Raw genomic sequence first — 22,525 nt, forward strand, 5'->3', positions numbered from 1 at the left:
GGCCCGGGCTGTATGAGCCCGGGCCCGGCCGCCGCCGTGGCAGGTTACCCCTGTGCGCCGATCAACGATCGGGCAGGGTGATATTGAGTTCCAGGATGGAGCAGCTGCCCTGGTTCTCCAGAGCGACGTGCACATCATCCGAGCCGATGTTGACGTACTTGCGGATCACCTCGACCAGTTCCTTCTGCAAGGCTGGCAGGTAGTCCGGAGTACTGCGCTGGCCGCGCTCGTGCGCCACGATGATCTGTAGACGCTCTTTCGCGACCGACGCGGTGCTTACTTTTTTGTTGGCACGAAAGAAGTCAAAAAGGTTCATTGGTCAGTTGCCTCCAAACAGGCGCTCGAAGAATCCCTTCTTCTGTACATCGAGGAACCGGTGTTCCACGGTTTTGCCCAGCAGGCGGTCGACGGTGTCGCTGTAGGCCTGGCCGGCATCGCTCTGGTCGTCGAGGATCACCGGCACACCCTGGTTGGATGCCTTGAGCACCGCCTGGGATTCGGGGATCACGCCCAGCAGCGCGACGGCGAGGATTTCCTTGACGTCCTCGACACCGAGCATTTCGCCCTTGCTCACGCGCTCTGGATGGTAGCGGGTGATCAGCAGGTGTTCCTTGATCGGGTCTTCGTTGCGTTCGGAACGGCGCGACTTGCTGGCCAGCAGGCCCAGCATGCGGTCCGAGTCACGTACCGAGGAGACTTCCGGGTTGGTCACCACGATGGCTTCGTCGGCGAAGTACATGGCCAGGTGGGCGCCTTTCTCGATACCGGCCGGCGAGTCGCAGACCACGTATTCGAATTGCTCCTTGAGCTCCATCAGGACCCGCTCCACGCCTTCGAGCGTGAGCGCATCCTTGTCACGGGTCTGGCTGGCGGCCAGCACGTACAGGTTCTCGAGGCGCTTGTCCTTGATCAGGGCCTGCTGCAGGTTGGCTTCGCCGTTGACCACGTTGACGAAGTCGTACACCACGCGGCGTTCGCAGCCCATGATCAGATCGAGGTTACGCAGGCCGACGTCGAAGTCGACGATGACCGTCTTGTGGCCGCGCAGTGCGAGGCCGGTACCGATAGCGGCGCTGGTGGTGGTCTTACCCACACCACCCTTGCCGGATGTAACCACTAGAATCTTGGCCAAGGTGTATCACCCCTAAAGAAAAAGGACGTTGAGGTCCCAGAAATATCCAAACCGGCAACATATGGAAAAGTTGCGCTGAAAATGGCGGCAAGTATCCGTTAAAGACGGGTGATGTTCAACACGTCACCGGACAGGCTGACCTGCACGTTGGCCCCCCACAACGGGTCGCGACGCAGGTCTTCGGCCACCTTGTACTGCCCGGCGATCGAGACCATTTCGGCGGTTAGCTGCTGGCAGAAAATACGTGCCTTGGTGTTGCCCTTGATACCGGCGAGGGCGCGACCGCGCATCGCGCCGTAAACATGGATGTTGCCATCGGCCAGAAGTTCCGCACCGGGGCTGACCGAAGCCAGTACCACCAGGTCGCCGCCCTGAGCATAGATCTGTTGGCCGCCACGCACCGGCGAGGTGATGATTTTTGTCGGTTTTACCGCAGGCTCCGGCGGCGGGGCCGGGGCCGGCTCTGGCTTGGGCGCCGGTGGCACCTCCACCGCAGGCTCCAGCGCACGTTCGCGGGCACCGGACGGCGGCAGCACCGGCAGGTCGATGGCAATGGCGGCGGCGATGTCCTCGATACGGCTGGCGCGAATGGCCAGGGTGCGCAGGCCATGGTGGCGGCATACGCGCATCAGCCCGGGCAGGTCGACCGCGCCTTCGCCGGCCGGCAGCTTGTCCAGCGCCAGCACCAGCGGGGTGTTGCTGAAGAAGTTGGGGGCCTGGGCGACTTTGGCCGCCAGTTGCCGATCGAGGCCTTCGAGGTCGTTCTGCGCAAGCTCGAGCACCGTGATGGCGAGCATGCTGCCCTTGAGCTGGAACACGGGGGCTTGGTCTGGCGTCTGGGTTTGGCTCATGGTTGGCATAAGGCAGCTTGTTACGAAAAAGTGCTCAGACTTATAACGAGAACGCCGGTTAGCCGCAACCCGCAGCGAACCGTTGTAGAATGCCCGGCCATCGTCTTTGCGGAATGTTTAATGGATCGCCCGCGTTTTCGCCTTTATTTTCTTCATCCACGCTTCTGGCCGCTGTGGCTGGGCCTGGCCCTGCTGTGGCTGATCGTGCAGCTGCCCTACCGGGCTTTGCTGGTGCTGGGCCGCCTGCTGGGCGCGCTGATGTACCGTGTTGCCGGTGACCGTCGACGCATTGCTGCGCGCAACCTGGAACTGTGTTTCCCCGAATTACCGTCTGTCGAACGAACCCGTCTGCTCAAGGAAAACTTCGCCTCCACCGGCATCGCCTTCTTCGAAATGGCCATGAGTTGGTGGTGGCCAAAGGCCCGGTTGGCGCGCCTGGCGCACATCGAGGGGCTGGAGCACCTGCAGGCGGCGCAGCGTGACGGGCAGGGGGCCATCCTGATGGCCCTGCACTTCACCACGCTGGAGATCGGTGCGGCGCTGCTGGGCCAGGAACACACCATCGATGGCATGTACCGCGAGCACAAGAACCCGTTGTTCGACTTCGTGCAGCGCCGTGGGCGCGAGCGGCACAACCTCGACTCGCTGGCCGTGGAGCGCGAGGACGTGCGCGGCATGCTCAAGTTGCTGCGCTCGGGGCGCGCCATCTGGTATGCGCCCGACCAGGACTACGGCGCCAAGCAGAGCGTGTTCGTGCCGCTGTTCGGGATCGAGGCGGCTACCGTGACCGCCACCACCAAGTTCGCCCGCCTGGGGCGGGCGCGGGTGATCCCGTTCACCCAGCAGCGCCTGGCGGACGGCAGTGGCTACCGGCTGGTGATCCATGCGCCGCTGCAGGATTTTCCGGGGGAGAGCGAAGAGGCCGACTGCCTGCGCATCAACCAGTGGATCGAGTCGGTGCTGCGCGAATGCCCCGAGCAGTACCTGTGGGCACACCGACGCTTCAAGTCGCGCCCGCCGGGGGCGCCCAAGCTGTATTAGGACAATCGTGTGGTGGCTATCGCGGGTCAAGCCCGCTCCCACAAGGGTAGCCACAAACCTGTGGGAGCGGGCTTGGCCCGCGATGCAGTCGATAGGGATCTCAGGGAGTACACCATGCCAGCACCCCAACCGGTCACCGGCCTGATCCTCTCGGGCGGTGGCGCCCGTGCCGCCTACCAGGTCGGCGTGCTCGCCGGCATCGCCGACCTGCTGCCCGCCGGCGCCGGCAACCCGTTCCCGGTGATCGTCGGCACCTCGGCCGGGGCCATCAATGCGGTGACCCTGGCCAGCGGTGCGATGCATTTTGCCGACGCCATCCGCCGCCTCACCGGCTTCTGGCAGGGCTTTCGCAGCCACCAGGTACTGCGCAGCGACTGGCCCGGGGTGATCCGCCAGGCCAGCCGCTTCGTCGGCCACAGCCTGCTGGGCCTGGGGGCCCAGGTACCGGTGGCGCTGCTCGACAGCTCGCCGCTGCGCAAACTGCTCAACCAGCACCTGGACCTGGACGGCATCGGCCATGCCATCGACCAGCAGCACCTGCGCGCGGTGGCGGTGACCGCGTTCGGCTACGAGTCGGGCCAGGCGGTGACCTTCTACCAGGGCAAGGGCGCCATCGACCCGTGGCTGCGCCATCGACGCATCGGCATGCCGACCCGCCTGAGCGTCGAGCACCTGCTGGCCAGTTCGGCCATCCCGTTGCTGTTTGCGCCGATCAGGCTGGGCCACGAATTCTATGGTGACGGTGCGGTGCGCCAGTCGGCGCCGATCAGCCCGGCGCTGCACCTGGGCGCCAACCGCGTGCTGGTGGTGGGGGTCAGTGGCAACCCCCAGGGGCCGACGCCGGGTGATCCACGCGAGCGGGTGTTCAGCGGCAAGCAGCCGAGCCTGGCGCAGATCGGCGGGCACCTGCTCAACAGCACGTTCATCGACAGCCTGGAAGACGACCTGGAGCTGTTGCAGCGGCTCAACCACCTGAGCCACCTGCTGCCCAGCGACGTGCAGCCCCGGCGCCTGGGCCTGGCCCCGGTGGAGGTGCTGGTGGTTGCGCCCAGCCAGCCGCTGGACGAGATCGCCGCCCGCCATCGGCGCGAACTGCCCGCCGCGCTGCGCATGTTCCTGCGCGGCCCGGGGGCGACCAAGACCAGCGGCGCCGGGGTGCTCAGCTACCTGTTGTTCGAAGCCGGCTATTGCAGCGAACTGATCGAGCTGGGCCGGCGCGACGCGCTGACCAAGCAGGGCGAACTGTGCCGCTTTCTCGGCCTGCCGCTGCCCCGGCCCTGAACGCTACTCGGCGATCTGCAGGCGGCGTGCCTCGGTGTACACGTAGCGCACCTTTTCATACTCGAACGGCGAGTTCAGCTGGCCGTAGCGAAAGCTGGTGGTATAGCGCTTGTCGATGGCGCGCAGTACCCAGACCTCCGGGTTGTCGCTGCTGACCTCGGCCATGTTGAGGAAGTTGATCCAGTTCTCGGCGCTGTAGTCCACCACCAGCCCGCCGGTGTCGCGCAGGTTCGACGGGCCCAGGATCGGCAGCATCAGGTACGGGCCGTCCGGCACGCCATAGAAGCCCAGGGTCTGGCCGAAGTCTTCGCTCTGGTGCGGCAGCCCCATCTTGGTCGCCGGGTCCCACAGGCCGGCGACGCCCAGGGTGGTGTTGAAGAGCAGGCGCGCGGTGATCTCCATCGAGCGCTTGCCCTTGAACTGCAGCAGGCTGTTGAGCAGGTTGGGCACATCGCCCAGGTTGCTGAAGAAGTTGCTGACCCCGGTGCGCACGAAGCTTGGGGTGATGTAGCGGTAGCCATTGACCACCGGCAGGAACACCCACTGGTCGAAGCGGTAGTTGAAGTGGTACAGCCGGCGGTTCACCGACTCGAACGGGTCGTAGACGTTCAGCGCGGTCAGGGTCGAACGCTCGAACTCGCGCTGGTCCAGGCCGGGGTTGAACTTGAGTTCCTTGAGCGGATCGGTGAAGCCGTCGGCTTCGATCACGCTGGCTCGCGCCGGGATCTCATCGGCCTGTACCAGGCCTGCGGCGAGCAACGCCGTCACGATCAGAAGTTTTTTAACCACGGAAAAACTCCAGCATCGCGTCGCTGTTGACGCGGTAATTGATATTGCCGCAGTGCCCGCCATGCGGGTACAGGGTCAGGCGGTCGCCAAAGGTGCTGCGCAGAAAGCCGATGTCGCCGGGGCCCAGGATCACATCGTCGGCGTTGTGCATCACGGCGATTTTCGGGCTGTTTTGCAGGTAGTCCTTGAGGGCATACAGGCTCACCTGGTCGATCAGCTGCAGCAGGCTGCCGCCATCGGTGCGCGCGCGCCACATGGGAATGACCTGCTCGGTCAGGTAGCAGTCGAAGTCGCATTGCAGCGCACGCTTGAAGAACGGCGTGAGGCTGCTGCCTTCGGTGATCGGGTACTTGGGCGGGGTGATCAGGCCGCGGCGGTTGATCAGGTCGGAGGTAAAGGCGATATCGGCGGACGAGAAGCGGAACGAGGTGCCGATCAGCATCGCCATCTGCTCGTTGCTCAGGTGCTGGCGCGACTGCTGGAAGTCGTAGAGCAGTGCGTCGTTGAGGTCGATGTAGCCTTTTTGCTGGAAGTAGCGGGTGAGTTTGGTCAGCACCAGTTCATAGAAGGTGGTGCTGTTGTTCACGCCCTTGACCTCGGTCTGCACCAGCTTGTCGAGGTTGCTGATCGAGGTGTAGAGGTTGACCGGCGGGTTGAGCAGCAGCACGCGCTTGAAGTTGAAGCTGCGCCGGGTTTCGTCCAGGTGGCTGACGAAGGCTGCGTCGAGGGCACCGAGGCTGTAGCCGGTGAGGTAGTACTCGCTGACAGGCAGGCGCGGGTGCTGGGCGCGCACGCCCTGCATCACCCGGTACAGGTCTTCGGCGTCTTCGGCGCTCACGCCCGGGGTGGCGAAGCGCGAGGCGGCGCTGATGAAGTCGAAGCTGGTGGGCGATGACAGCTGCACCACGTGGTAGCCGGCCTTGTAGTAGAGGCGCTTGAGGTACTCGTTGAGGCTGCTGGTGTAGGGCGCGCCGGTACCGGCGATCAGGAAGATCAGCGGCGCCTCGTGGTCCTGTCGGGCCAGGCGATAGCGCAGCTTCTTGACCGCCCAGAAGTTGTCCGGAAGGGTGAACTCGCGTTCGGGGCGCAGGTTGAGGCTGTAGTCGGACTGATCGATGTCATCGTCGGTCGGCAGTTCGGGGCGCAGGTCGGGCGGTGTGGAGGCGATCGTCGCCTCGAAGGGATTGGTCAGCGGGTAGCCATAGGTGGCCGCATCGACATCCACCGCAGACGCGGCCGCACTCATCAAGAGGCCACCCAGCAGGGCAGCAAGGCGCAGTGATCGAAGCATGACGGATCCCCAGGAAAGGCAAGGCAAAGTGTGTACTGCAGGCTAGGACACTCGTGCTATCGGCAAAGTTGCCTTGTGCCCCGGCATTTACCGTCCCCGATGTTGCCGTGCGGGCCAGTGCCAGGGCAACAGCGGGTTTTGTTTCTTTGCTGATAAAAGTAGCTCAGGCCGCCGCTTTTGCCTTGCACAGGCCCGGTGGGGGATTATGCTGGGCGCCGTTTTCCTGTTTCCGGAGTTGTCATGTCCCGCCGTTTGCCGCTGATTGCCTTGCTTGTGTGCCTGTCGCTGTGGGCTACGGCCTGCTATGGGGTGCGTTATGGCTTCATGGAGGATGTCAGGTGGGTCGGTGTGTGCAGCTCGCCCCAGGTGAGCTGGGAGTGCCAGTTGCGCGCCACGCTGGGCCTGGTGATCCACTTGCGGGTGCTGGGCTGGGTCGCCCTGGGGTTGGCCGTGGTGGCGACGCTGGTGCCGCGCCGGGCCGGCTGGTGGCTGGCGGTGCTGTCACTGGTGTTCGGGCTGCCGGCACTGGCGCTGTACACTGTGAGCCTGGCGGCGTTCGCGCTGGTGCTGGCGGGGTTGCGGCTGGTGCGGCGCACGGCCTGAGGCTCACGCTGTATCGTTCGCCGGCAAGGCCGGCGCCTACCGGGTTCAACGTCTCCCTGCAGAGCCGGCCTTGCCGTCGAAGAGCCGACGCTCAGCCCTGCCTGATCCGCAGGCAGCGCCACAGCGCCGCGGCCATCAGCGCGCTCACCAGGGCCCACACCAGCGCCTGCTGGCTGCTCAAGCCCTCGATGAACAGCTGCGGCGCAATCCCGGCGCCGACGATGAAGGTCAGCAAGGCCACCTCGGCGCGCGCCACCCGCACCGGTCGCAGCAGGTACACCACCGCCGGCAGCACCAGCGCCGGGCTCGGGAAGCTGCGGTAGCGCGGGTCGAACACCAGCGCCAGCATGCTCACCGCCGCCGCGAAGCCGGCCGCCATCACCCACCAGCCGGCACGCGCCTGCAGCCAGGCGAACAGGCGCTCACGCCAGCCACTGCGCTGTGCCAGCGCCAGCGCGCCATGGGCCAGTACCACCAGGTTGAGCCCCGCCAGCAGCACGGCCCACAACCACTCGCCAACGAAGCGGCTGTTGACCCGTACCAGCTCGCCCCACAACCCCAGGCTGGCGGCCCCCAGTGCGGCCAGCAAGGGCAGCGCCAGGGCGCCACGCACGCCGCGCACCGGCCCGGCCAGGGCCAGGGTGGCGGCGAACAGCAGCACGCCGATACCCAGCCACTGCGGCCAGAACGGCAGGTTGCTCACCGGGCCTTCGAGTATGCCCTTGTCCTGCCGGTCGGCATCGTACAGCCCCCAGTAACCGCCCACCGCGCCTTCGCTGGCGCGCTTCCACGGCTGGTCGAAGGCTTCGATCAGGTTGTAATGCCAGCCATTCTGCTCGGCCATGGCGACGAACCCGCGAATGAAGCGCGCTTCGTTGACCCGGCTGGGCAGGGCGGTCTCGCGCTGGCGCCCTTCGCTGGGCCAGCCGGTTTCGCCGATCATCACGTCCTTGGGCGCGAAGCGGTTGCCGAACACCTGGCGGATCTCGCCAACGTGGGCCAGCGCTTCGTCGATGCCCTTGGGATCATCTTCCCAGTAGGGCAGCAGGTGAATGGTCACGAAGTCCACCTGCGGCGCGATCTGTGGGTGCTGCAGCCAGAACTCCCACACGTCGGCGTAGGTCACCGGTACCTGCACCTGGCTTTTCACCTGGTGGATCAGATCGGCCAGGTGATCGCCCGTCACTTCCTTGCGCAATAGCACCTCGTTGCCCACGATCACGGCGCGGGTGATGTCCGGGTTGGCATTGGCGGTGGCGATCAGGGCCTTGATCTCCTTGGCCGTGACCAGCGGGTCGGCACTCACCCAGGCCCCGAACATCACCTTCAGGCCGTACTTGCGCGCCAGCTGCGGGATCGCTTCCAGGCCCGTCATCGAGTAGGTGCGGATGCATTCGAAGCGCTGTGCAAGCAGGGCGAGGTCGGCCTCCACGCGCTCCGGGCGCAGGCTGAAGGGCTGGTCGAACGGCGACTGGTCCTTGTCGAAGGGCGTGTAGGAGACGCATTGCAGCTTGTGCGTGGGGCTGGCGGCGTCCGGCAGCGATACCGGCTTGCCGAGCCCGTACCAGAGCCCGCCCAACGCGAACAGGCCAAGCAGGCAGGCAAACAGGTAGGGCAACAGCGGGAAGCGGGCAGTCGAGGGCATGGCGCGGACCGGTCAGGAAACAAAGCCGCCAATACTACCTGCAAATGCCGGCCGGTAGCGGGCTTGGCTGGCGTTGTGATGTCGTTTCTCGATGTTTCGACGTCGCTGACAGAGCAGGTTGGCCGCCAGTGGCGGTTGATGATGCAGGTTCCGTGACGTGACGAGGGGATGCCTTGATGAAAATGCGACGACTCCTGGGGGCGGGCACTGCCCTGATACTGGCCATGGGCACCAGCCTGGCCATGGCCAAGGAAGTAAGCATCGGCTACGTCGATGGGTGGTCCGACAGCGTGGCAACCACCCATGTGGCGGCCGAGGTGATCAAGCGGAAGCTCGGTTATGACGTCAAGCTGATGCCGGTGGCCACCGGCATCATGTGGCAGGGGGTGGCCACCGGAAAGCTCGATGCGATGCTGTCGGCCTGGCTGCCGGTGACCCATGGCGAATACTGGGCCAAGAACAAGGACAACGTGGTCGACTACGGCCCCAACTTCAAGGACGCCAGGATTGGCCTGATCGTGCCCGAATACGTCAAGGCGCAGTCGATCGCCGACCTCGGAAGCGATGCCGGCTTCAAGAAGAAGATCGTCGGCATCGACGCCGGGTCCGGGGTGATGCTCAAGACCGACCAGGCCATCAAGGACTACGACCTTGCCGGCTACAAGCTGCAGGCCAGCTCCGGCGCTGCCATGACCTCTGAACTGGGGCGCGCCTACGCCAAGCAGCAGCCCATCGTGGTCACCGGCTGGGTGCCGCACTGGATGTTCGCCAAGTGGAAGCTGCGTTTTCTCGAAGACCCCAAAGGCGTGTACGGCGCCGCCGAGACGGTCAACAGCATCGGCAGCAAGGAACTCGATACGAAGGCGCCGGAAGTCGCAGCGTTCCTGAAGAAGTTCTCGTGGCAATCCAAGGACGAGATCGGCGAAGTCATGCTGGCCATTCAGGAAGGCGCAAAGCCGGACGCTGCGGCGAAGGAGTGGGTCGCCAAGCACCCCGAGCGGGTCGCCGAGTGGACCGCAAAATAATGGCCTGAGGCCTCTATCTGGCACCTTCCAGGGCCGCGCGGTGTTTTGCCACCGCGCGGCCCTTTGCATGGGCGGCTGTTACGTAGCCGGTAAAAGAGTTTTACATCTAAGACTAAGGTCGTCTGGAGTGCGTCCCAAGGCAGCATAAAGTGGCGTGGTACTACCCAATCTGTGCTGCGAGGACAAAAACAATGAACGACAGCATTTATCTCTCGATACAAAACAGCCCGCGGTTCAAGGAGCTGGTTTCAAAACGTGAACGCTTCGCCTGGATTCTCTCGGCGATCATGCTCGGCCTCTACGCCGCCTTTATCCTGTTGATTGCCTACGGCCCGCAGATTCTGGGTGCCAAGCTCAGCCCCGGCTCCTCGATTACCTGGGGTATCCCGCTGGGTGTGGGTCTGATCGTTTCGGCTTTCGTGCTGACCGGCATCTACGTACGTCGTGCCAACGGTGAGTTCGACGAGCTGAACAACGCGATCCTGAAGGAGGCTCAGCAATGATCCGGCGTCTACTGGCAACACTGGCCTTTGGCGCTTTCGCGCCTGCCGTCTGGGCCGCCGACGCCCTGACCGGCGAGGTGCACAAACAACCCCTGAACGTCTCGGCGATCCTGATGTTCGTCGCCTTCGTCGGTGCCACCCTGTGCATCACCTACTGGGCTTCAAAGCGCAACAAGTCGGCCTCTGACTACTACGCCGCAGGCGGGCGAATCACGGGCTTCCAGAACGGCCTGGCGATTGCCGGCGACTACATGTCGGCAGCCTCCTTCCTGGGTATTTCCGCACTGGTATACACCTCCGGCTACGACGGCCTGATCTACTCGATCGGCTTCCTGGTGGGCTGGCCGATCATTCTGTTCCTGATCGCCGAACGCCTGCGCAACCTGGGCAAGTACACCTTTGCCGACGTGGCCTCGTATCGCCTCGGGCAAAAGCAGATCCGCACCCTGTCGGCCTCCGGCTCGCTGGTGGTGGTGGCGTTCTACCTGATCGCGCAGATGGTCGGCGCCGGCAAGCTGATCCAGCTGCTGTTCGGCCTGGACTACCACGTGGCGGTCATCCTGGTGGGTATCCTGATGTGCATGTACGTGCTGTTCGGCGGCATGCTCGCAACCACCTGGGTACAGATCATCAAGGCGGTGCTGCTGCTGTCCGGTGCCAGCTTCATGGCGCTGATGGTGATGAAGCACGTCAACTTCGACTTCAATGCGCTGTTCTCCGAGGCGATCAAGGTTCACCCCAAGGGTGAGGCGATCATGAGCCCGGGCGGCCTGGTCAAAGACCCGATCTCCGCGTTCTCGCTGGGCCTGGCGCTGATGTTCGGTACCGCTGGCCTGCCGCACATCCTGATGCGCTTCTTCACCGTGAGCGACGCCAAGGAAGCGCGCAAGAGCGTGCTGTATGCAACCGGCTTCATCGGCTACTTCTACATCCTGACCTTCATCATCGGCTTCGGCGCGATCCTGCTGGTCAGCACCAACCCGGACTTCAAGGACGCAGCAGGCGCCTTGCTGGGCGGCAACAACATGGCTGCGGTGCACCTGGCCGACGCCGTGGGCGGCAGCATCTTCCTGGGCTTCATCTCGGCAGTGGCCTTCGCCACCATCCTGGCAGTGGTTGCCGGCCTGACCCTGGCCGGTGCCTCGGCGGTGTCCCATGACCTGTATGCCAGCGTATGGCGCAAGGGCAAGGTCAACGACAAGGACGAGATCCGCGTGTCGAAGATCACCACCGTCGCACTGGGTGTGCTGGCCATCGGCCTGGGTATCCTGTTCGAAAGCCAGAACATCGCGTTCATGGTCGGCCTGGCGTTCTCGATCGCGGCCAGCTGCAACTTCCCGGTACTGCTGCTTTCGATGTACTGGAAGAAGCTGACCACCCGTGGCGCCATGATCGGCGGCTGGATGGGGCTGGTAAGTGCGGTGGGCCTGATGGTGCTCGGTCCGACCATCTGGGTGCAGATCCTGGGTCACGAGAAAGCCATCTACCCGTATGAGTACCCGGCGCTGTTCTCGATGCTGATTGCCTTTGCCGGTATCTGGTTCTTCTCGGTTACCGACAAGTCCAAGGCAGCGGATGACGAGCGTGCGCTGTTCTTCCCGCAGTTTGTCCGGTCGCAAACCGGCCTGGGAGCAAGCGGTGCTGTTTCGCACTGAGTCCTGAGCAATAAAAAAACGGCCTTCGGGCCGTTTTTTTATGTGGGGGCCATTGCACCCCCGGGTTTCTATATCTTGCCGAGCAACAACAGGATCAACAGGATGATCAGCACGGTACCAATGATGCCGGACGGGCCGTAGCCCCAACTTCTGGAGTGCGGGAAAACGGGTAAGCCACCGATCAACAGCAAAATCAGGATGATGATAAGTATGGTGCCCATGGCAGAGTCCTTTTGTTGAGTACGGTAATCAGCGTGTGCAGTTGCGATCCATCTCTTCGGTCATGACGTTCATGTCCGCCTGTTAAATCGGACTCCCACAGGCAACTAAAAGTTTAGTTCGATATGTGTTTGCCCGCGCCATTCAGCATCCTGATACAGCGTGGGCGTCGCTGCACCCTTCGCTACACTGGCCTTCAACTTCAGGAACAAGGCATCCGGCTATGCAAAACCGCATGATGATCACTGGCGCCGGGTCCGGCCTTGGCCGCGAGATTGCCCTGCGCTGGGCCCGCGAGGGTTGGCAACTGGCCCTGAGCGACATCGGCGAGGCCGGCCTGCAGCAGACCCTCACGCTGGTGCGCGAGGCGGGCGGCGAGGGCTTCGTCCAGCGTTGCGACGTGCGCGACTACAGCCAGCTCACCGCCCTGGCCCAGGCCTGCGAAGAAAAGCTCGGCGGCATCGATGTGATCGTCAACAACGCCGGGGTGGCGTCGGGCGGTTTTTTTGCCGAGCTGTCGCTGGAAGACTGGGACTGGCAGATCGCGATCAACCTGATGGGCGTGGTCAAGGGCTGCAAGGCGTTCCTGCCGCTGCTCGAACGCAGCAAGGGCCGCATCATCAACATCGCGTCCATGGCGGCGCTGATGCAGGGGCCGGCCATGAGCAACTACAACGTGGCCAAGGCCGGGGTGGTGGCGCTGTCCGAAAGCCTGCTGGTGGAGCTGCGCCAGCAACAGGTGGCGGTGCATGTGGTGTGCCCGTCGTTCTTCCAGACCAACCTGCTGGATTCGTTCCGCGGCCCCACCCCGGCAATGAAGGCCCAGGTGGGCAAACTGCTGGAAAGCTCGCCGATCAGTGCCAGCGACATTGCCGGCTACATCTACGAGGGGGTGTCGCGCGGTGACTTCATGATTCTGCCCCACGAGCAGGGGCGCCTGGCCTGGCAGCTCAAGCAGCGCGACCCGCAGGCGCTGTATGACGAAATGGCCGAGATGGCCGTGCGAATGCGTGCCAAGGGGCGTCAGACGCAGGCGTAGGCTGTTCGCTACGGTATGCTAGGCGCTTTTGCGCGGGTAGCAGCGGACGTGATGAATTATGTGTGGTTCTTTCTGGCGGCGGTGTTCGAGATCGCCGGCTGTTATGCCTTCTACATGTGGCTGCGGCTGGGCAAGAGCGGCTGGTGGATCGCCCCCGCGCTGCTCAGCCTGACCCTGTTCGGCCTGCTGCTGACCCGCGTCGAGGCGGCCTACGCCGGGCGCGCCTACGCCGCCTATGGCGGCATCTATATCGTCACTTCGCTGCTATGGCTGGCGGTGGTGGAGCGTGCCCGGCCGATGGGCAGCGACTGGCTCGGTGCGTTGCTGTGCGTGATCGGCGCCACCATCATCGTGATCGGACCACGTCTGCAAAACAGCTGAGCGGGTAGGATCTTGTAGGCAAATTCCCGCAAAGTTGTGGGAATTGTCTATTTGCCTGTCAGAGCGTTGAACCGTTTCAGCACCCGGTTCAGTCTTCACTCTCCCCTGATGTGGAGGATTGGAGAATGCTGGTCATAGGGCGCGAAGTCGGCGAGGTCATCACCATCGATGACGACATCAAGATCAAGGTGCTGTCGGTAGACGGCAACACGGTGCGTTTCGGCATCTGCGCACCGCGCGATGTGGAGGTGCACCGTGCAGAAATCTATCGGCGTATTGCCGAGCAACTGGGCAAGGGCGGCCTGGGCGCCTGATCACTGATCGTCGAGCAGCTCGCGGGGCACTTCATGCCTGGCGAGCAGTTGGCACTGCTGGCTGTCCAGGTCGAACAGGATCACCGCCTGCCCCTTGGCCAGCGCCTGGCGCACGCGCAGTACACGGGTTTCCAGCGGGGTGTCGTCGCCATTGTCGGTACCGTCGCGGGTGACGAAGTCTTCGATCAGGCGGGTGAGGGTGTCGGCTTCGAGCTGGTCGTAGGGTATCAACATAAATAAAGCTACAGAATCAGGAAAGGTTTCGCACATGCTACGCGAAACCTTTCCTGCATGTGGCCTGCATGTGGCTAGCCTTTTTGGCCAACCAGGCTGTCCACCGCCGGTACGCGGGTATCACTTTCCATTTGTGCGTCGTGTTCCAGCTGGTGGCTGAAGCTTTCCAGCGAACTGCCGGTGGGCTTGGAATCGCTGGCGAACACCGGCGGGCTGAGCAGGTAGGCGCTGAGCAGGCGGCTGAGGGCAGCCAGGCTGTCGATATGGGTGCGCTCGTAGCCGTGGGTGGCGTCGCAGCCGAACGCCAGCAGCGCGGTACGGATGTCATGCCCGGCGGTGATCGCCGAATGCGCGTCGCTGAAGTAGTAGCGGAACAGGTCGCGGCGCACCGGCAGGTTGTGCTCGCGGCCCAGGCTCAGCAGGTGGCGCGACAGGTGGTAGTCGTAGGGGCCGGCAGAGTCCTGCATGGCCACGCTGACCGCGTGTTCGCTGGAGTGCTGGCCGGGGGCGACCGGGGCGATGTCGATGCCGACGAATTCGCTGACGTCCCACGGCAATGCGGCGGCGGCCCCCGAGCCGGTTTCTTCGGTGATGGTGAACAGCGGATGGCAGTCGATCTGTGGCTGGATGCCGCTTTCGACGATGGCCTTGAGCGAGGCCAGCAGCGCCGCGACGCCGGCCTTGTCGTCCAGGTGACGGGCGCTGATATGGCCGCTTTCGGTGAACTCGGGCAACGGGTCGAAGGCCACGAAGTCACCGATGCCGATGCCCAGGGTTTCACAGTCGGCGCGGGTAGTGCAGTAGGCATCCAGGCGCAGCTCGACGTGCTCCCAGCTCACCGGCATCTGGTCGACCGCGGTATTGAAGGCGTGCCCGCTGGCCATCAGCGGCAGCACGCTGCCGCGAAACACGCCGGTGTCGGTGAACACGCTGACCCGGCTGCCCTCGGCGAAACGGCTCGACCAGCAGCCGACCGGGGCCAGGCCCAGGCGGCCGTTGTCCTGCAAGGTGCGCACGCTGGCGCCGATGGTGTCCAGGTGCGCCGAAACGGCGCGGTCGGGCGAGCTCTTGCGGCCCTTGAGGGTGGCGCGGATGGTGCCGCGCCGGGTCAGCTCGAAGGGGATACCCAGTTCTTCCAGGCGCTCGGCCACGTAGCGCACGATGGTGTCGGTGAAGCCGGTGGGGCTGGGGATGGCGAGCATTTCCAGCAGGACCTTCTGCAGATAGGTCAGGTCCGGTTCGGGCAATTGATCAGGCATGCGGACTCCTCGTGGGGCGTTGTCACGGCACCGGCCGGCTGTGCGGGAACAGCAGGTCGACGAAGCGTTCGGCAGTGGGTTGGGGTTCGTGGTTGGCCAGGCCGACCCGTTCATTGGCTTCGATGAACACGTAGTCGGGCTGGTCGGCGGCCTTGACCATCAGATCCAGGCCGACCACCGGAATGTCCAGGGCGCGGGCGGCCCGCACGGCGGCATCCACCAGGGTCGGGTGCAGGCGTGCGGTGACGTCTTCCAGGCAGCCGCCGGTGTGCAGGTTGGCGGTACGCCGTACGGCCAGGCGCTGGCCGGCGGGCAGAATGGTGTCGTAGTCGACCCCGGCGGCGTGCAGGGTGCGCTGGGTTTCGGCGTCGAGCGGGATCTTGCTTTCGCCACCGGTGGCGGCCTGGCGCCTACGGCTCTGGGCTTCGATCAGCGCACCGATGGCGTGCTGGCCGTCGCCGACGATCGAGGCCGGGTGACGAATCGCTGCGGCCACCACCTCGTAGCCGATGACCACGATGCGCAGGTCCAGCCCTTCATGAAAGCTTTCCAGCAGCACGCGGCTGTCGTATTGGCGCGCGTGCTCGATGGCGGCGTCCAGGTCTTGCAGGCAGGTCAGGTTGACCGCCACGCCGTTGCCCTGTTCGCCATCCAGCGGCTTGACCACCACCGCGCCGTGGTCTTCCAGAAAGGCCAGGTTGTCGGCGGCGTTGCCCGCCAGCTGTTGCGCCGGCAGGCTCAGGCCGGCGGCTTCGAGTACCTTGTGGGTCAGGCTCTTGTCCTGGCACAGGGTCATGCTCACGGCGGTGGTCAGGTCGCTGAGCGACTCGCGGCAGCGCACCCGGCGTCCGCCGTGGTTGAGGGTGAACAGCCCGGCGGTGGCATCGTCCACCTGCACATCGATCCCGCGCTTGTAGGCTTCCTCGACGATGATCCGCGCATAGGGGTTGAGCCCGGCCTCCGGCCCCGGCCCCAGGAACAGCGGCTGGTTGATGCCGTTCTTGCGCTTGACCGCGAAGGTGGGCAGGGTGCGAAAGCCCAGCTTGGCGTACAGCCGCTTGGCCTGGCGATTGTCGTGCAGCACCGACAGGTCGAGGTGGCTCAGCCCGCGGCTCATGAAGTGTTCGATCAGGTGGCGTACCAGTACTTCGCCGACCCCGGGCCGGGTGCAGTTGGGGTCCACGGCCAGGCACCACAGGCTGCTGCCGTGCTCCGGGTCGTCGAAGGCCTTTTGATGATTCAGGCCCATCACGCTGCCGATCACCGCACCGTTGTCCTCGTCTTCGGCCAGCCAGTACACCGGGCCGCCCTGGTGGCGCGGAGTGATCAGCGCCGGGTCGACCGGCAGCATGCCACGGGCCACGTACAGCTCGTTGATGGCTGCCCAGTCGCTGTCGCTCTGTGCGCGGCGGATACGAAAGCCGCGAAACACCCGCTGCGCCTGGCGGTAGTCGCTGAACCACAGGCGCAAGGTGTCGGAGGGGTCGAGAAACAGCTGTTGCGGCGCCTGGGCCAGTACCTGCTGGGGGGCGGCCACGTACAGCGCGATATCGCGCTCGCCGGGCTGCTCCTTGGCCAGGGCCGCCGCCAGGCTGGCCGGGTCGGGGTAGGTGTGGCCGATCAGCAGCCGGCCCCAACCGCAATGCAGCCAGCGCGGCTGGTCGTGCGGGTCGCTGCCGTCGCCGGCCAGTTGCGCCTGCAGGCGTTCATAGGACGGCACCTGGCCGCGCAGCAGGCGCTGGCCATAGGGTGAGGCATGGGCTTTCATCGATCAGATTCCTTGTTCGCTGAGCCACAGGTTCAGCGCGGCCAGTTGCCACAGCTTGGAGCCGCGCAGCGGCGTCAGTTGCCCATGCGGGTCGCTGAGCAGGCGGTCGAGCATGGCCGGGTTGAACAGGCCGCGGTCCTGGCTCGGGTCCAGCAGCAGCTCGCGTACCCAGTCCAGGGTGGCGCCTTGCAGATGCTTGAGGCCCGGTACCGGGAAGTAGCCCTTCTTGCGGTCGATGACTTCACTGGGGATGACCAGTCGCGCGGCTTCCTTGAGCACCTGCTTGCCGCCATCGGGCAGCTTGAACTGGGCCGGCACCCGCGCCGACAGCTCCACCAGCCGGTAGTCGAGGAACGGCGTGCGAGCCTCCAGGCCCCAGGCCATGGTCATGTTGTCGACCCGTTTGACCGGGTCGTCGACCAGCATCACCGTGCTGTCCAGGCGCAGGGCCTTGTCGACTGCCGCGCTGGCGCCGGGCTGGGCGAAGTGCTGGCGCACGAAGTCGCCGGCGGCGTCATTGCCCAGCAGCCAGGCCGGCTGTACGGTGTCGCGGTACTCGTCGTAGCTGCGGTCGAAGAAGGCCTCGCGGTAGGCCGCGTACGGGTCCTTGGCGCCGTCCACCTGCGGGTACCAGTGGTAGCCGGCGAACAGCTCGTCGGCACCCTGGCCGCTCTGCACCACCTTGCAGTGCTTGGCCACTTCCCGCGAGAGCAGGTAGAAGGCGATGCAGTCGTGGCTGACCATCGGCTCGCTCATGGCGCGGAACGCGGCCGGCAGTTGCTCGATGATTTCGCGCTCGTCGATGCGCAACTGGTGGTGGCGGGTGCCGTAGTGCTTGGCGATCAGGTCCGAATACTGGAACTCGTCGCCACGTTCGCCGCCGGCATCTTCGAAGCCGATGGAGAAGGTCGACAGGTCCTCGACCCCGACTTCGCGCAGCAGGCCGACCAGCAGGCTGGAGTCGACGCCGCCCGAGAGCAGCACGCCGACATCCACGGCCGCGCGCTGACGGATTGCAACGGCTTCGCGGGTGCTGTCGAGCACGCGGTCGCGCCAGTCTTCCAGGGTCAGGTGCTGTTCATCGGTGCGTGGGCCGTAGTGCAGGTTCCACCACACGTGCTGCTCGGCGCGGCCCTGGGCGTCGATGCGCATCCAGGTGGCCGGTGGCAGCTTTTCGATGTTCGCCAGCAGGGTCCGCGGGGCGGGCACCACGGCGTGGAAGTTCAGGTAGTGGTTGAGTGCCACCGGGTCGAGCACCGGGTTGATGTCGCCACCCTTGAGCAGGGCCGGCAGGCTCGATGCGAAGCGCAGGCGTTCGCCGGTGCGCGACAGGTACAGCGGCTTGACCCCCAGGCGGTCGCGGGCGAGGAACAGCTGCTGGCTGTCACGTTCCCAGATCGCCAGGGCGAACATGCCGTTCAGGCGCGGCAGCAGATCGGCGCCCCAGGCGTGGTAGCCCTTGAGCAGCACTTCGGTGTCGCCGTCCGAGTAGAAGGCATAGCCCAGGCTTTCGAGTTCGGCGCGCAGTTCGGGGAAGTTGTAGATGGCGCCGTTGAATGCCAGCGACAGGCCCAGCTGGCTGTCGATCATGGGCTGGGCCGAGCCGTCGGACAGGTCCATGATCTTCAGGCGTCGGTGGCCCAGGGCGATGGGCCCCTGGCTATGGAAGCCCCAGGCATCCGGGCCGCGGGGCGCCAGGTGATGGGTCATCCGTTCGACCGCGGCCAGGTCCGCCGGGCGTGGTGTGTTGGCTACAGGGGTGAAACGAAACTCTCCAGCTAATCCGCACATAAGTCCTTACCGGTTTTTCCGTTGGGGAAGGTGCCCTGAATTCGGGCACATAGGAACTGACCGGTGCGGATCCTGTGAGTTTTAGATCAATCTGTTATAAGCCTTCAGCCTTGCTTGCCCTTGCCGCGTATCAGTTCGCGCAACATGAAACGATTCGGGTGGCAGGCCTCGGCCACGTCGCGCGGCACCGGCAAGGGTGCGTTGTCGACCCAGGCGGCGATCAGTTCACCCGCCAGAGGCGCGGTGATCAGGCCGCGCGAACCATGGCCGCTATTCACATACAGGCCCTCCAGCCAGGGGCACGAACTGTCCGGCAGCTGTCGCGCGTCCTTGCCGAGCACGGCATACGCCTGGTTGAACGCCGCCTTGTCGGCCAACGGGCCGACGATCGGCAGGTAGTCGGGGCTGGTGCAGCGAAACGCCGCGCGGCCCTGCAGGCTGGCAGGTTCCAGCTCGCCAGCGCCAAGGCGTTCTGCCAGGTCGCCGGAGATTTCCCGCAGCAGCTCCAGGTTGCTCGCGTGTTCGGCAGCGGTGGGGGCGAGGTCGGTGCTGTGGAAGTCGAAGCTCGCCCCCAGGGTGTGTTCGCCCAGGCGCGGCGGCGCGACGTAACCGTCGGCGCACACCACGGTGCCCAGCGCGCGGCTGGCGTTGGTGGCCGGCAGGCGGGTGATCTGCCCGCGGATGCGCTTGAGCGGCAGCTCGGCGCACGGCTCGAAACGATGGATGTCCGCTGCGCTGGCCAGCACCACCAGCAGCGCGCTGGCCAGCAGGCGCTCGCCGTCCCATGCCTGCCACAAGCCGTCGACCTTGCGCAGCTGTACTACGTCATGGTGGGGCAGCAGGGTGATGTTCGGTTGCCCGGCCTGCCATTGGCACAGCGCGGGCGGATGCACCCAGCCGCCCTCGGGGTAGTACAGACCGCCACTGGGCAGGCCGACCCCGGCCACGGCTTCGGCCTGCGGCTGGTCGAGGCGCCGCAGCAGGGTGTCGCTGAACGCCTGGTCGAGCTTGATCTGGCGCTGGTCTTCCTTGTCGTCGAAGGCCAGTTGCAGCACCCCGCAGGCGTCCCAGTCGGTGCCGCGCTGCAACTGTTCGAGCAGGCGGCGGGTGTAGCCGAAGCCGGCGACGATCAGCCGCGACAGTGCGGTGCCGTGGGCCGACAGCTTCAGGTACAGCACGCCCTGGGGGTTGCCCGAGGCTTCACCGGCAGGGGCGGCGTGGCGCTCCAGCAGGCGTACCTGCCAGCCGCGCGCCGCCAGGCTGGCGGCGGTGGCGCAACCGGCCAGGCCGGCGCCGATCACCAGCGCCTCGCGAGGGCCGGCCAGCGGCGCGGGGCGCGCGAACCATGGGGCAACCGGCGCGAGCGGCGCTTGCTCGGCGGGCCAGCCGGTGAATGCGCCGCGCAGCACTTCCCATTTTTTGCCGATACCCGGAATGCGCTTCATCTTGAAGCCCACCGCAATCAGCCCGCGACGCACCCAGCCGGTGCTGGTGAAGGTGCCAAGGGTGGCACCCGGCGCCGACAGGCGTCCGAGCTGGGCGAACAGCTCGGGGGTCCACATGTCGGGATTCTTGGCCGGGGCAAAGCCATCGAGAAACCAGGCGTCGATGGGGGCGTCCAACTGCGGCAGCTGTTCCCGCGCATCGCCGATCATCAGGGTCAGGGTCACCCGACCCTGGTCGAAGACGAACTGCTGGAAACCTTCGTGCACCGCTACGTACTGCGCCAGCAGTGGCTGGCTGAACGGCGTCAGCTCGGGCCACAGGGCCAGGGCCTTGGCCAGGTCGGCATGGCTGAGGGGGTATTTTTCGACGCTGACGAAATGCAGGCGTGCCCCAGCCGGTGCACAGTCGGCGAACACCTGCCAGGCGCAGAAGAAGTTCAGGCCGGTGCCGAAGCCGGTTTCCCCGATCACCAGGCAACTGCCGTCGGCCATCGCGGCGAAGCGCTGGCGCAGGTCGTTCTGCTCGATGAACACATGACGGGTTTCCTCCAGGCTCTGCTCCTTGGAGAAATAGATGTCGTCGTACTGGCGTGAATACGGGCGGCCCTGTTCATCCCACTCGATCTGGGCGTACTGGGTCGGGGTGGCGGGGGTGTCGTTCATGTTCGGCTCGGCAACAGCGAAGCGTGCATTCTAGCCGATCGCCTTGCGACAAAGGGCTGCGTGATCCGCTAGTCTTGCTTATCCAAGAAGGGAGCCTGGTATGTTCGAATCCGCCGAAATTGGTCACGCCATCGACAAAGAAACCTATGACGCCGAAGTGCCGGCGTTGCGCGAAGCCTTGCTCGAAGCCCAGTTCGAGCTCAAGCAGCAGTCTCGCTTTGCGGTCATCGTGCTGATCAATGGCATCGAGGGGGCCGGCAAGGGCGAAACCGTCAAGCTGCTCAACGAGTGGATGGACCCGCGCCTGATCGAGGTGCGCACCTTCGACCAGCAGACCGACGAGGAGCTGGCCCGGCCGCCGGCCTGGCGCTACTGGCGGGCCTTGCCGAGCAAGGGGCGCATGGGCGTCTTCTTCGGCAACTGGTACAGCCAGATGCTGCAGGGGCGGGTGCATGGCCAGTTCAAGGACGCGGTGCTCGACCAGGCCATCAACGGTGCCGAACGGCTGGAAAAGATGCTGTGCGACGAAGGCGCGCTGATCTTCAAGTTCTGGTTTCACCTGTCCAAGAAGCAGATGAAGGCGCGGCTCAAGTCGCTCAAGGATGACCCGCTGCACAGCTGGAAGATCAGCCCGCTGGACTGGCAGCAATCGCAGACCTATGACCGGTTCGTGCGCTTCGGCGAACGGGTGCTGCGCCGCACCAGCCGTGACTATGCACCCTGGCACATCATCGAGGGCGTGGACCCGAACTACCGCAGCCTGGCAGTGGGCAAGATCCTGCTCGAGGGCCTGCAGAACGCCTTGAAGGCCAAGACCCTGGGGCGCCAGACCAACATCGCGCCGCTGGGCGAATCCATCGACGGACGCAGCCTGCTGGGCAGCCTGGACATGACCCTGCGTCTGGACAAGAACGACTACCAGGAGCAGCTGATTGTCGAGCAGGCCCGTCTGGCGGGCCTGCTGCGTGACAAGCGCATGCGTCGTCACGCGCTGGTGGCGGTGTTCGAGGGCAACGACGCGGCGGGCAAGGGCGGTGCCATTCGGCGCGTGGCCGCCGCGCTGGACCCGCGTCAGTACCGCATCGTGCCGATTGCCGCCCCTACCGAGGAGGAGCGGGCGCAGCCCTACCTGTGGCGGTTCTGGCGGCACATTCCGGCGCGCGGCAAGTTCACGGTGTTCGACCGCTCGTGGTACGGGCGGGTGCTGGTGGAGCGTATCGAGGGCTTTTGCAGCCAGGCCGACTGGATGCGCGCCTATGGCGAGATCAACGATTTCGAGGAGCAACTGCACGACGCTGGCGTGGTGGTGGTCAAGTTCTGGCTGTCGATCGACGAGCAGACCCAGCTTGAGCGTTTTCAGGAGCGCGAGCAGATACCGTTCAAACGCTTCAAGATCACCGAGGAAGACTGGCGCAACCGCGACAAGTGGGACGCGTACTCCGAGGCGGTGGGCGACATGGTCGACCGCACCAGCACCGAAGTGGCGCCCTGGACGCTGGTGGAGGCCAATGACAAGCGTTGGGCGCGAGTGAAGGTGCTGCGCACCATCAACGAGGCGCTGGAGGCGGCGTTCAAGAAAGACAAGAAGTGATCATT

General features: G+C 65.1%; 22 protein-coding genes. 10 read left to right on the forward strand and 12 right to left on the reverse strand.

Annotated elements, in window-relative coordinates; genetic code table 11:
* Nucleotides 1-61: 61 nt before the first annotated feature.
* The 3 genes from minE to minC all read right to left on the reverse strand — a co-directional run bounded on the left by minE (nt 62) and on the right by minC (nt 1,992).
* A complete protein-coding gene (minE, locus tag QMX96_RS14260; RefSeq protein WP_019693048.1) occupies nt 62-316 on the reverse strand; it encodes a cell division topological specificity factor MinE in 255 nt (84 codons plus the stop codon).
* Nucleotides 317-319: 3 nt separating this feature from the next.
* The gene (gene minD, locus QMX96_RS14265; protein WP_043862644.1) at nt 320-1,132 is read right to left on the reverse strand and encodes a septum site-determining protein MinD; all 813 of its coding nucleotides are present in this window, start codon (nt 1,130-1,132) and stop codon (nt 320-322) included.
* 98 nt (nt 1,133-1,230) lie between these two features.
* Nucleotides 1,231-1,992: a septum site-determining protein MinC gene (gene minC, locus QMX96_RS14270; protein WP_196932749.1), complete on the reverse strand. Its 762-nt coding sequence runs from the start codon at nt 1,990-1,992 to the stop codon at nt 1,231-1,233.
* 111 nt (nt 1,993-2,103) lie between these two features.
* Here minC and QMX96_RS14275 point away from each other — a divergent pair, with 111 nt between their 5' ends.
* Both QMX96_RS14275 and QMX96_RS14280 read left to right on the forward strand, forming a co-directional pair.
* Complete coding sequence (locus tag QMX96_RS14275) at nt 2,104-3,024, forward strand: lipid A biosynthesis lauroyl acyltransferase (protein WP_043862646.1); 921 nt, start codon at nt 2,104-2,106, stop codon at nt 3,022-3,024.
* Between the two features lie 114 nt (nt 3,025-3,138).
* The gene (locus QMX96_RS14280; RefSeq protein ID WP_043862647.1) at nt 3,139-4,305 is read left to right on the forward strand and encodes a patatin-like phospholipase family protein; all 1,167 of its coding nucleotides are present in this window, start codon (nt 3,139-3,141) and stop codon (nt 4,303-4,305) included.
* A 3-nt stretch (nt 4,306-4,308) separates the two neighbouring features.
* On the opposite strand, the gene QMX96_RS14285 is transcribed toward QMX96_RS14280, so the two are convergent.
* Both QMX96_RS14285 and QMX96_RS14290 read right to left on the reverse strand, forming a co-directional pair.
* Nucleotides 4,309-5,094: a VacJ family lipoprotein gene (locus QMX96_RS14285; RefSeq protein WP_054915870.1), complete on the reverse strand. Its 786-nt coding sequence runs from the start codon at nt 5,092-5,094 to the stop codon at nt 4,309-4,311.
* Nucleotides 5,087-6,385: a serine/threonine protein kinase gene (locus tag QMX96_RS14290; protein ID WP_043862649.1), complete on the reverse strand. Its 1,299-nt coding sequence runs from the start codon at nt 6,383-6,385 to the stop codon at nt 5,087-5,089. Before QMX96_RS14290 ends, QMX96_RS14285 begins: the two co-directional genes overlap by 8 nt.
* 240 nt (nt 6,386-6,625) lie before the next feature.
* Between QMX96_RS14290 and QMX96_RS14295 the strand changes: the two genes are divergently transcribed.
* Nucleotides 6,626-6,988 (forward strand): hypothetical protein, encoded by a 363-nt coding sequence (locus QMX96_RS14295; protein ID WP_282361947.1) that lies wholly within the window; start codon nt 6,626-6,628, stop codon nt 6,986-6,988.
* A gap of 91 nt (nt 6,989-7,079) precedes the next feature.
* On the opposite strand, the gene QMX96_RS14300 is transcribed toward QMX96_RS14295, so the two are convergent.
* A complete protein-coding gene (locus QMX96_RS14300; protein ID WP_282361948.1) occupies nt 7,080-8,633 on the reverse strand; it encodes a beta (1-6) glucans synthase in 1,554 nt (517 codons plus the stop codon).
* A gap of 176 nt (nt 8,634-8,809) precedes the next feature.
* Here QMX96_RS14300 and QMX96_RS14305 point away from each other — a divergent pair, with 176 nt between their 5' ends.
* The 3 genes from QMX96_RS14305 (at nt 8,810) to QMX96_RS14315 (ending at nt 11,816) form a co-directional block, all read left to right on the forward strand.
* Nucleotides 8,810-9,658, forward strand: a complete 849-nt coding sequence (locus tag QMX96_RS14305) for a glycine betaine ABC transporter substrate-binding protein (protein WP_123752760.1) — start codon at nt 8,810-8,812, stop codon at nt 9,656-9,658.
* 191 nt (nt 9,659-9,849) lie between these two features.
* Nucleotides 9,850-10,161 (forward strand): DUF485 domain-containing protein, encoded by a 312-nt coding sequence (locus QMX96_RS14310; RefSeq protein ID WP_043862653.1) that lies wholly within the window; start codon nt 9,850-9,852, stop codon nt 10,159-10,161.
* Nucleotides 10,158-11,816 (forward strand): cation acetate symporter, encoded by a 1,659-nt coding sequence (locus QMX96_RS14315; protein WP_043862654.1) that lies wholly within the window; start codon nt 10,158-10,160, stop codon nt 11,814-11,816. The genes QMX96_RS14310 and QMX96_RS14315 overlap by 4 nt, the downstream gene beginning before the upstream one ends.
* A 68-nt stretch (nt 11,817-11,884) precedes the next feature.
* Here QMX96_RS14315 and QMX96_RS14320 read toward each other — a convergent pair whose 3' ends face one another.
* On the reverse strand, nt 11,885-12,037 hold the full coding sequence (locus QMX96_RS14320) for a DUF3309 family protein (RefSeq protein WP_010224169.1): 153 nt from the start codon (nt 12,035-12,037) through the stop codon (nt 11,885-11,887).
* Between the two features lie 221 nt (nt 12,038-12,258).
* On the opposite strand from QMX96_RS14320, the gene QMX96_RS14325 reads away from it, so the two are divergent.
* From QMX96_RS14325 to csrA, 3 genes are all read left to right on the forward strand, one after another.
* Nucleotides 12,259-13,074: an SDR family oxidoreductase gene (locus tag QMX96_RS14325; RefSeq protein ID WP_282361949.1), complete on the forward strand. Its 816-nt coding sequence runs from the start codon at nt 12,259-12,261 to the stop codon at nt 13,072-13,074.
* Nucleotides 13,075-13,122: 48 nt separating this feature from the next.
* The gene (locus QMX96_RS14330; RefSeq protein ID WP_054915866.1) at nt 13,123-13,455 is read left to right on the forward strand and encodes a YnfA family protein; all 333 of its coding nucleotides are present in this window, start codon (nt 13,123-13,125) and stop codon (nt 13,453-13,455) included.
* A gap of 125 nt (nt 13,456-13,580) precedes the next feature.
* Nucleotides 13,581-13,769, forward strand: a complete 189-nt coding sequence (csrA, locus tag QMX96_RS14335) for a carbon storage regulator CsrA (protein ID WP_043862657.1) — start codon at nt 13,581-13,583, stop codon at nt 13,767-13,769.
* Here csrA and QMX96_RS14340 read toward each other — a convergent pair whose 3' ends face one another.
* The 5 genes from QMX96_RS14340 to mnmC all read right to left on the reverse strand — a co-directional run bounded on the left by QMX96_RS14340 (nt 13,770) and on the right by mnmC (nt 20,929).
* Nucleotides 13,770-14,003, reverse strand: a complete 234-nt coding sequence (locus QMX96_RS14340; RefSeq protein ID WP_043862658.1) for a YheU family protein — start codon at nt 14,001-14,003, stop codon at nt 13,770-13,772.
* Nucleotides 14,004-14,077: 74 nt separating this feature from the next.
* Nucleotides 14,078-15,262 carry an osmoprotectant NAGGN system M42 family peptidase gene (locus QMX96_RS14345; protein WP_043862659.1) on the reverse strand — a complete coding sequence of 395 codons (1,185 nt, stop codon included), beginning with the start codon at nt 15,260-15,262 and terminating at the stop codon, nt 14,078-14,080.
* A 22-nt stretch (nt 15,263-15,284) separates the two neighbouring features.
* Nucleotides 15,285-17,030 carry an N-acetylglutaminylglutamine synthetase gene (gene ngg / locus QMX96_RS14350; RefSeq protein ID WP_058541030.1) on the reverse strand — a complete coding sequence of 582 codons (1,746 nt, stop codon included), beginning with the start codon at nt 17,028-17,030 and terminating at the stop codon, nt 15,285-15,287.
* A 3-nt stretch (nt 17,031-17,033) separates the two neighbouring features.
* Complete coding sequence (locus QMX96_RS14355) at nt 17,034-18,821, reverse strand: N-acetylglutaminylglutamine amidotransferase (RefSeq protein WP_043862661.1); 1,788 nt, start codon at nt 18,819-18,821, stop codon at nt 17,034-17,036.
* Between the two features lie 104 nt (nt 18,822-18,925).
* Complete coding sequence (mnmC, locus tag QMX96_RS14360; protein WP_282361950.1) at nt 18,926-20,929, reverse strand: bifunctional tRNA (5-methylaminomethyl-2-thiouridine)(34)-methyltransferase MnmD/FAD-dependent 5-carboxymethylaminomethyl-2-thiouridine(34) oxidoreductase MnmC; 2,004 nt, start codon at nt 20,927-20,929, stop codon at nt 18,926-18,928.
* A 100-nt stretch (nt 20,930-21,029) separates the two neighbouring features.
* On the opposite strand from mnmC, the gene pap reads away from it, so the two are divergent.
* Entirely contained in the window at nt 21,030-22,520 is a 1,491-nt protein-coding gene (pap, locus tag QMX96_RS14365; RefSeq protein ID WP_282361951.1) for a polyphosphate:AMP phosphotransferase, read from the forward strand.
* Nucleotides 22,521-22,525: the final 5 nt, after the last annotated feature.

The sequence above is a fragment of the Pseudomonas sp. PS01300 genome, assembly GCF_029960155.1.
Classification (GTDB): Bacteria; Pseudomonadota; Gammaproteobacteria; order Pseudomonadales; family Pseudomonadaceae; genus Aquipseudomonas; species Aquipseudomonas palmensis.

What these genes read in the sequence shown, in the direction of transcription:
- ngg (WP_058541030.1), bottom strand. Translation starts at nt 17,030, where the DNA reads ATGAAAGCCCATGCCTCACCCTATGGCCAGCGCCTGCTGCGCGGCCAG.
- QMX96_RS14280 (WP_043862647.1), top strand. Translation starts at nt 3,139, where the DNA reads ATGCCAGCACCCCAACCGGTCACCGGCCTGATCCTCTCGGGCGGTGGC.
- QMX96_RS14305 (WP_123752760.1), top strand. Translation starts at nt 8,810, where the DNA reads ATGAAAATGCGACGACTCCTGGGGGCGGGCACTGCCCTGATACTGGCC.
- QMX96_RS14315 (WP_043862654.1), top strand. Translation starts at nt 10,158, where the DNA reads ATGATCCGGCGTCTACTGGCAACACTGGCCTTTGGCGCTTTCGCGCCT.
- QMX96_RS14300 (WP_282361948.1), bottom strand. Translation starts at nt 8,633, where the DNA reads ATGCCCTCGACTGCCCGCTTCCCGCTGTTGCCCTACCTGTTTGCCTGC.
- QMX96_RS14345 (WP_043862659.1), bottom strand. Translation starts at nt 15,262, where the DNA reads ATGCCTGATCAATTGCCCGAACCGGACCTGACCTATCTGCAGAAGGTC.
- minC (WP_196932749.1), bottom strand. Translation starts at nt 1,992, where the DNA reads ATGCCAACCATGAGCCAAACCCAGACGCCAGACCAAGCCCCCGTGTTC.
- QMX96_RS14295 (WP_282361947.1), top strand. Translation starts at nt 6,626, where the DNA reads ATGTCCCGCCGTTTGCCGCTGATTGCCTTGCTTGTGTGCCTGTCGCTG.
- QMX96_RS14310 (WP_043862653.1), top strand. Translation starts at nt 9,850, where the DNA reads ATGAACGACAGCATTTATCTCTCGATACAAAACAGCCCGCGGTTCAAG.
- QMX96_RS14355 (WP_043862661.1), bottom strand. Translation starts at nt 18,821, where the DNA reads ATGTGCGGATTAGCTGGAGAGTTTCGTTTCACCCCTGTAGCCAACACA.
- pap (WP_282361951.1), top strand. Translation starts at nt 21,030, where the DNA reads ATGTTCGAATCCGCCGAAATTGGTCACGCCATCGACAAAGAAACCTAT.
- QMX96_RS14290 (WP_043862649.1), bottom strand. Translation starts at nt 6,385, where the DNA reads ATGCTTCGATCACTGCGCCTTGCTGCCCTGCTGGGTGGCCTCTTGATG.
- QMX96_RS14325 (WP_282361949.1), top strand. Translation starts at nt 12,259, where the DNA reads ATGCAAAACCGCATGATGATCACTGGCGCCGGGTCCGGCCTTGGCCGC.
- csrA (WP_043862657.1), top strand. Translation starts at nt 13,581, where the DNA reads ATGCTGGTCATAGGGCGCGAAGTCGGCGAGGTCATCACCATCGATGAC.
- QMX96_RS14340 (WP_043862658.1), bottom strand. Translation starts at nt 14,003, where the DNA reads ATGTTGATACCCTACGACCAGCTCGAAGCCGACACCCTCACCCGCCTG.
- QMX96_RS14320 (WP_010224169.1), bottom strand. Translation starts at nt 12,037, where the DNA reads ATGGGCACCATACTTATCATCATCCTGATTTTGCTGTTGATCGGTGGC.
- mnmC (WP_282361950.1), bottom strand. Translation starts at nt 20,929, where the DNA reads ATGAACGACACCCCCGCCACCCCGACCCAGTACGCCCAGATCGAGTGG.
- minE (WP_019693048.1), bottom strand. Translation starts at nt 316, where the DNA reads ATGAACCTTTTTGACTTCTTTCGTGCCAACAAAAAAGTAAGCACCGCG.
- QMX96_RS14275 (WP_043862646.1), top strand. Translation starts at nt 2,104, where the DNA reads ATGGATCGCCCGCGTTTTCGCCTTTATTTTCTTCATCCACGCTTCTGG.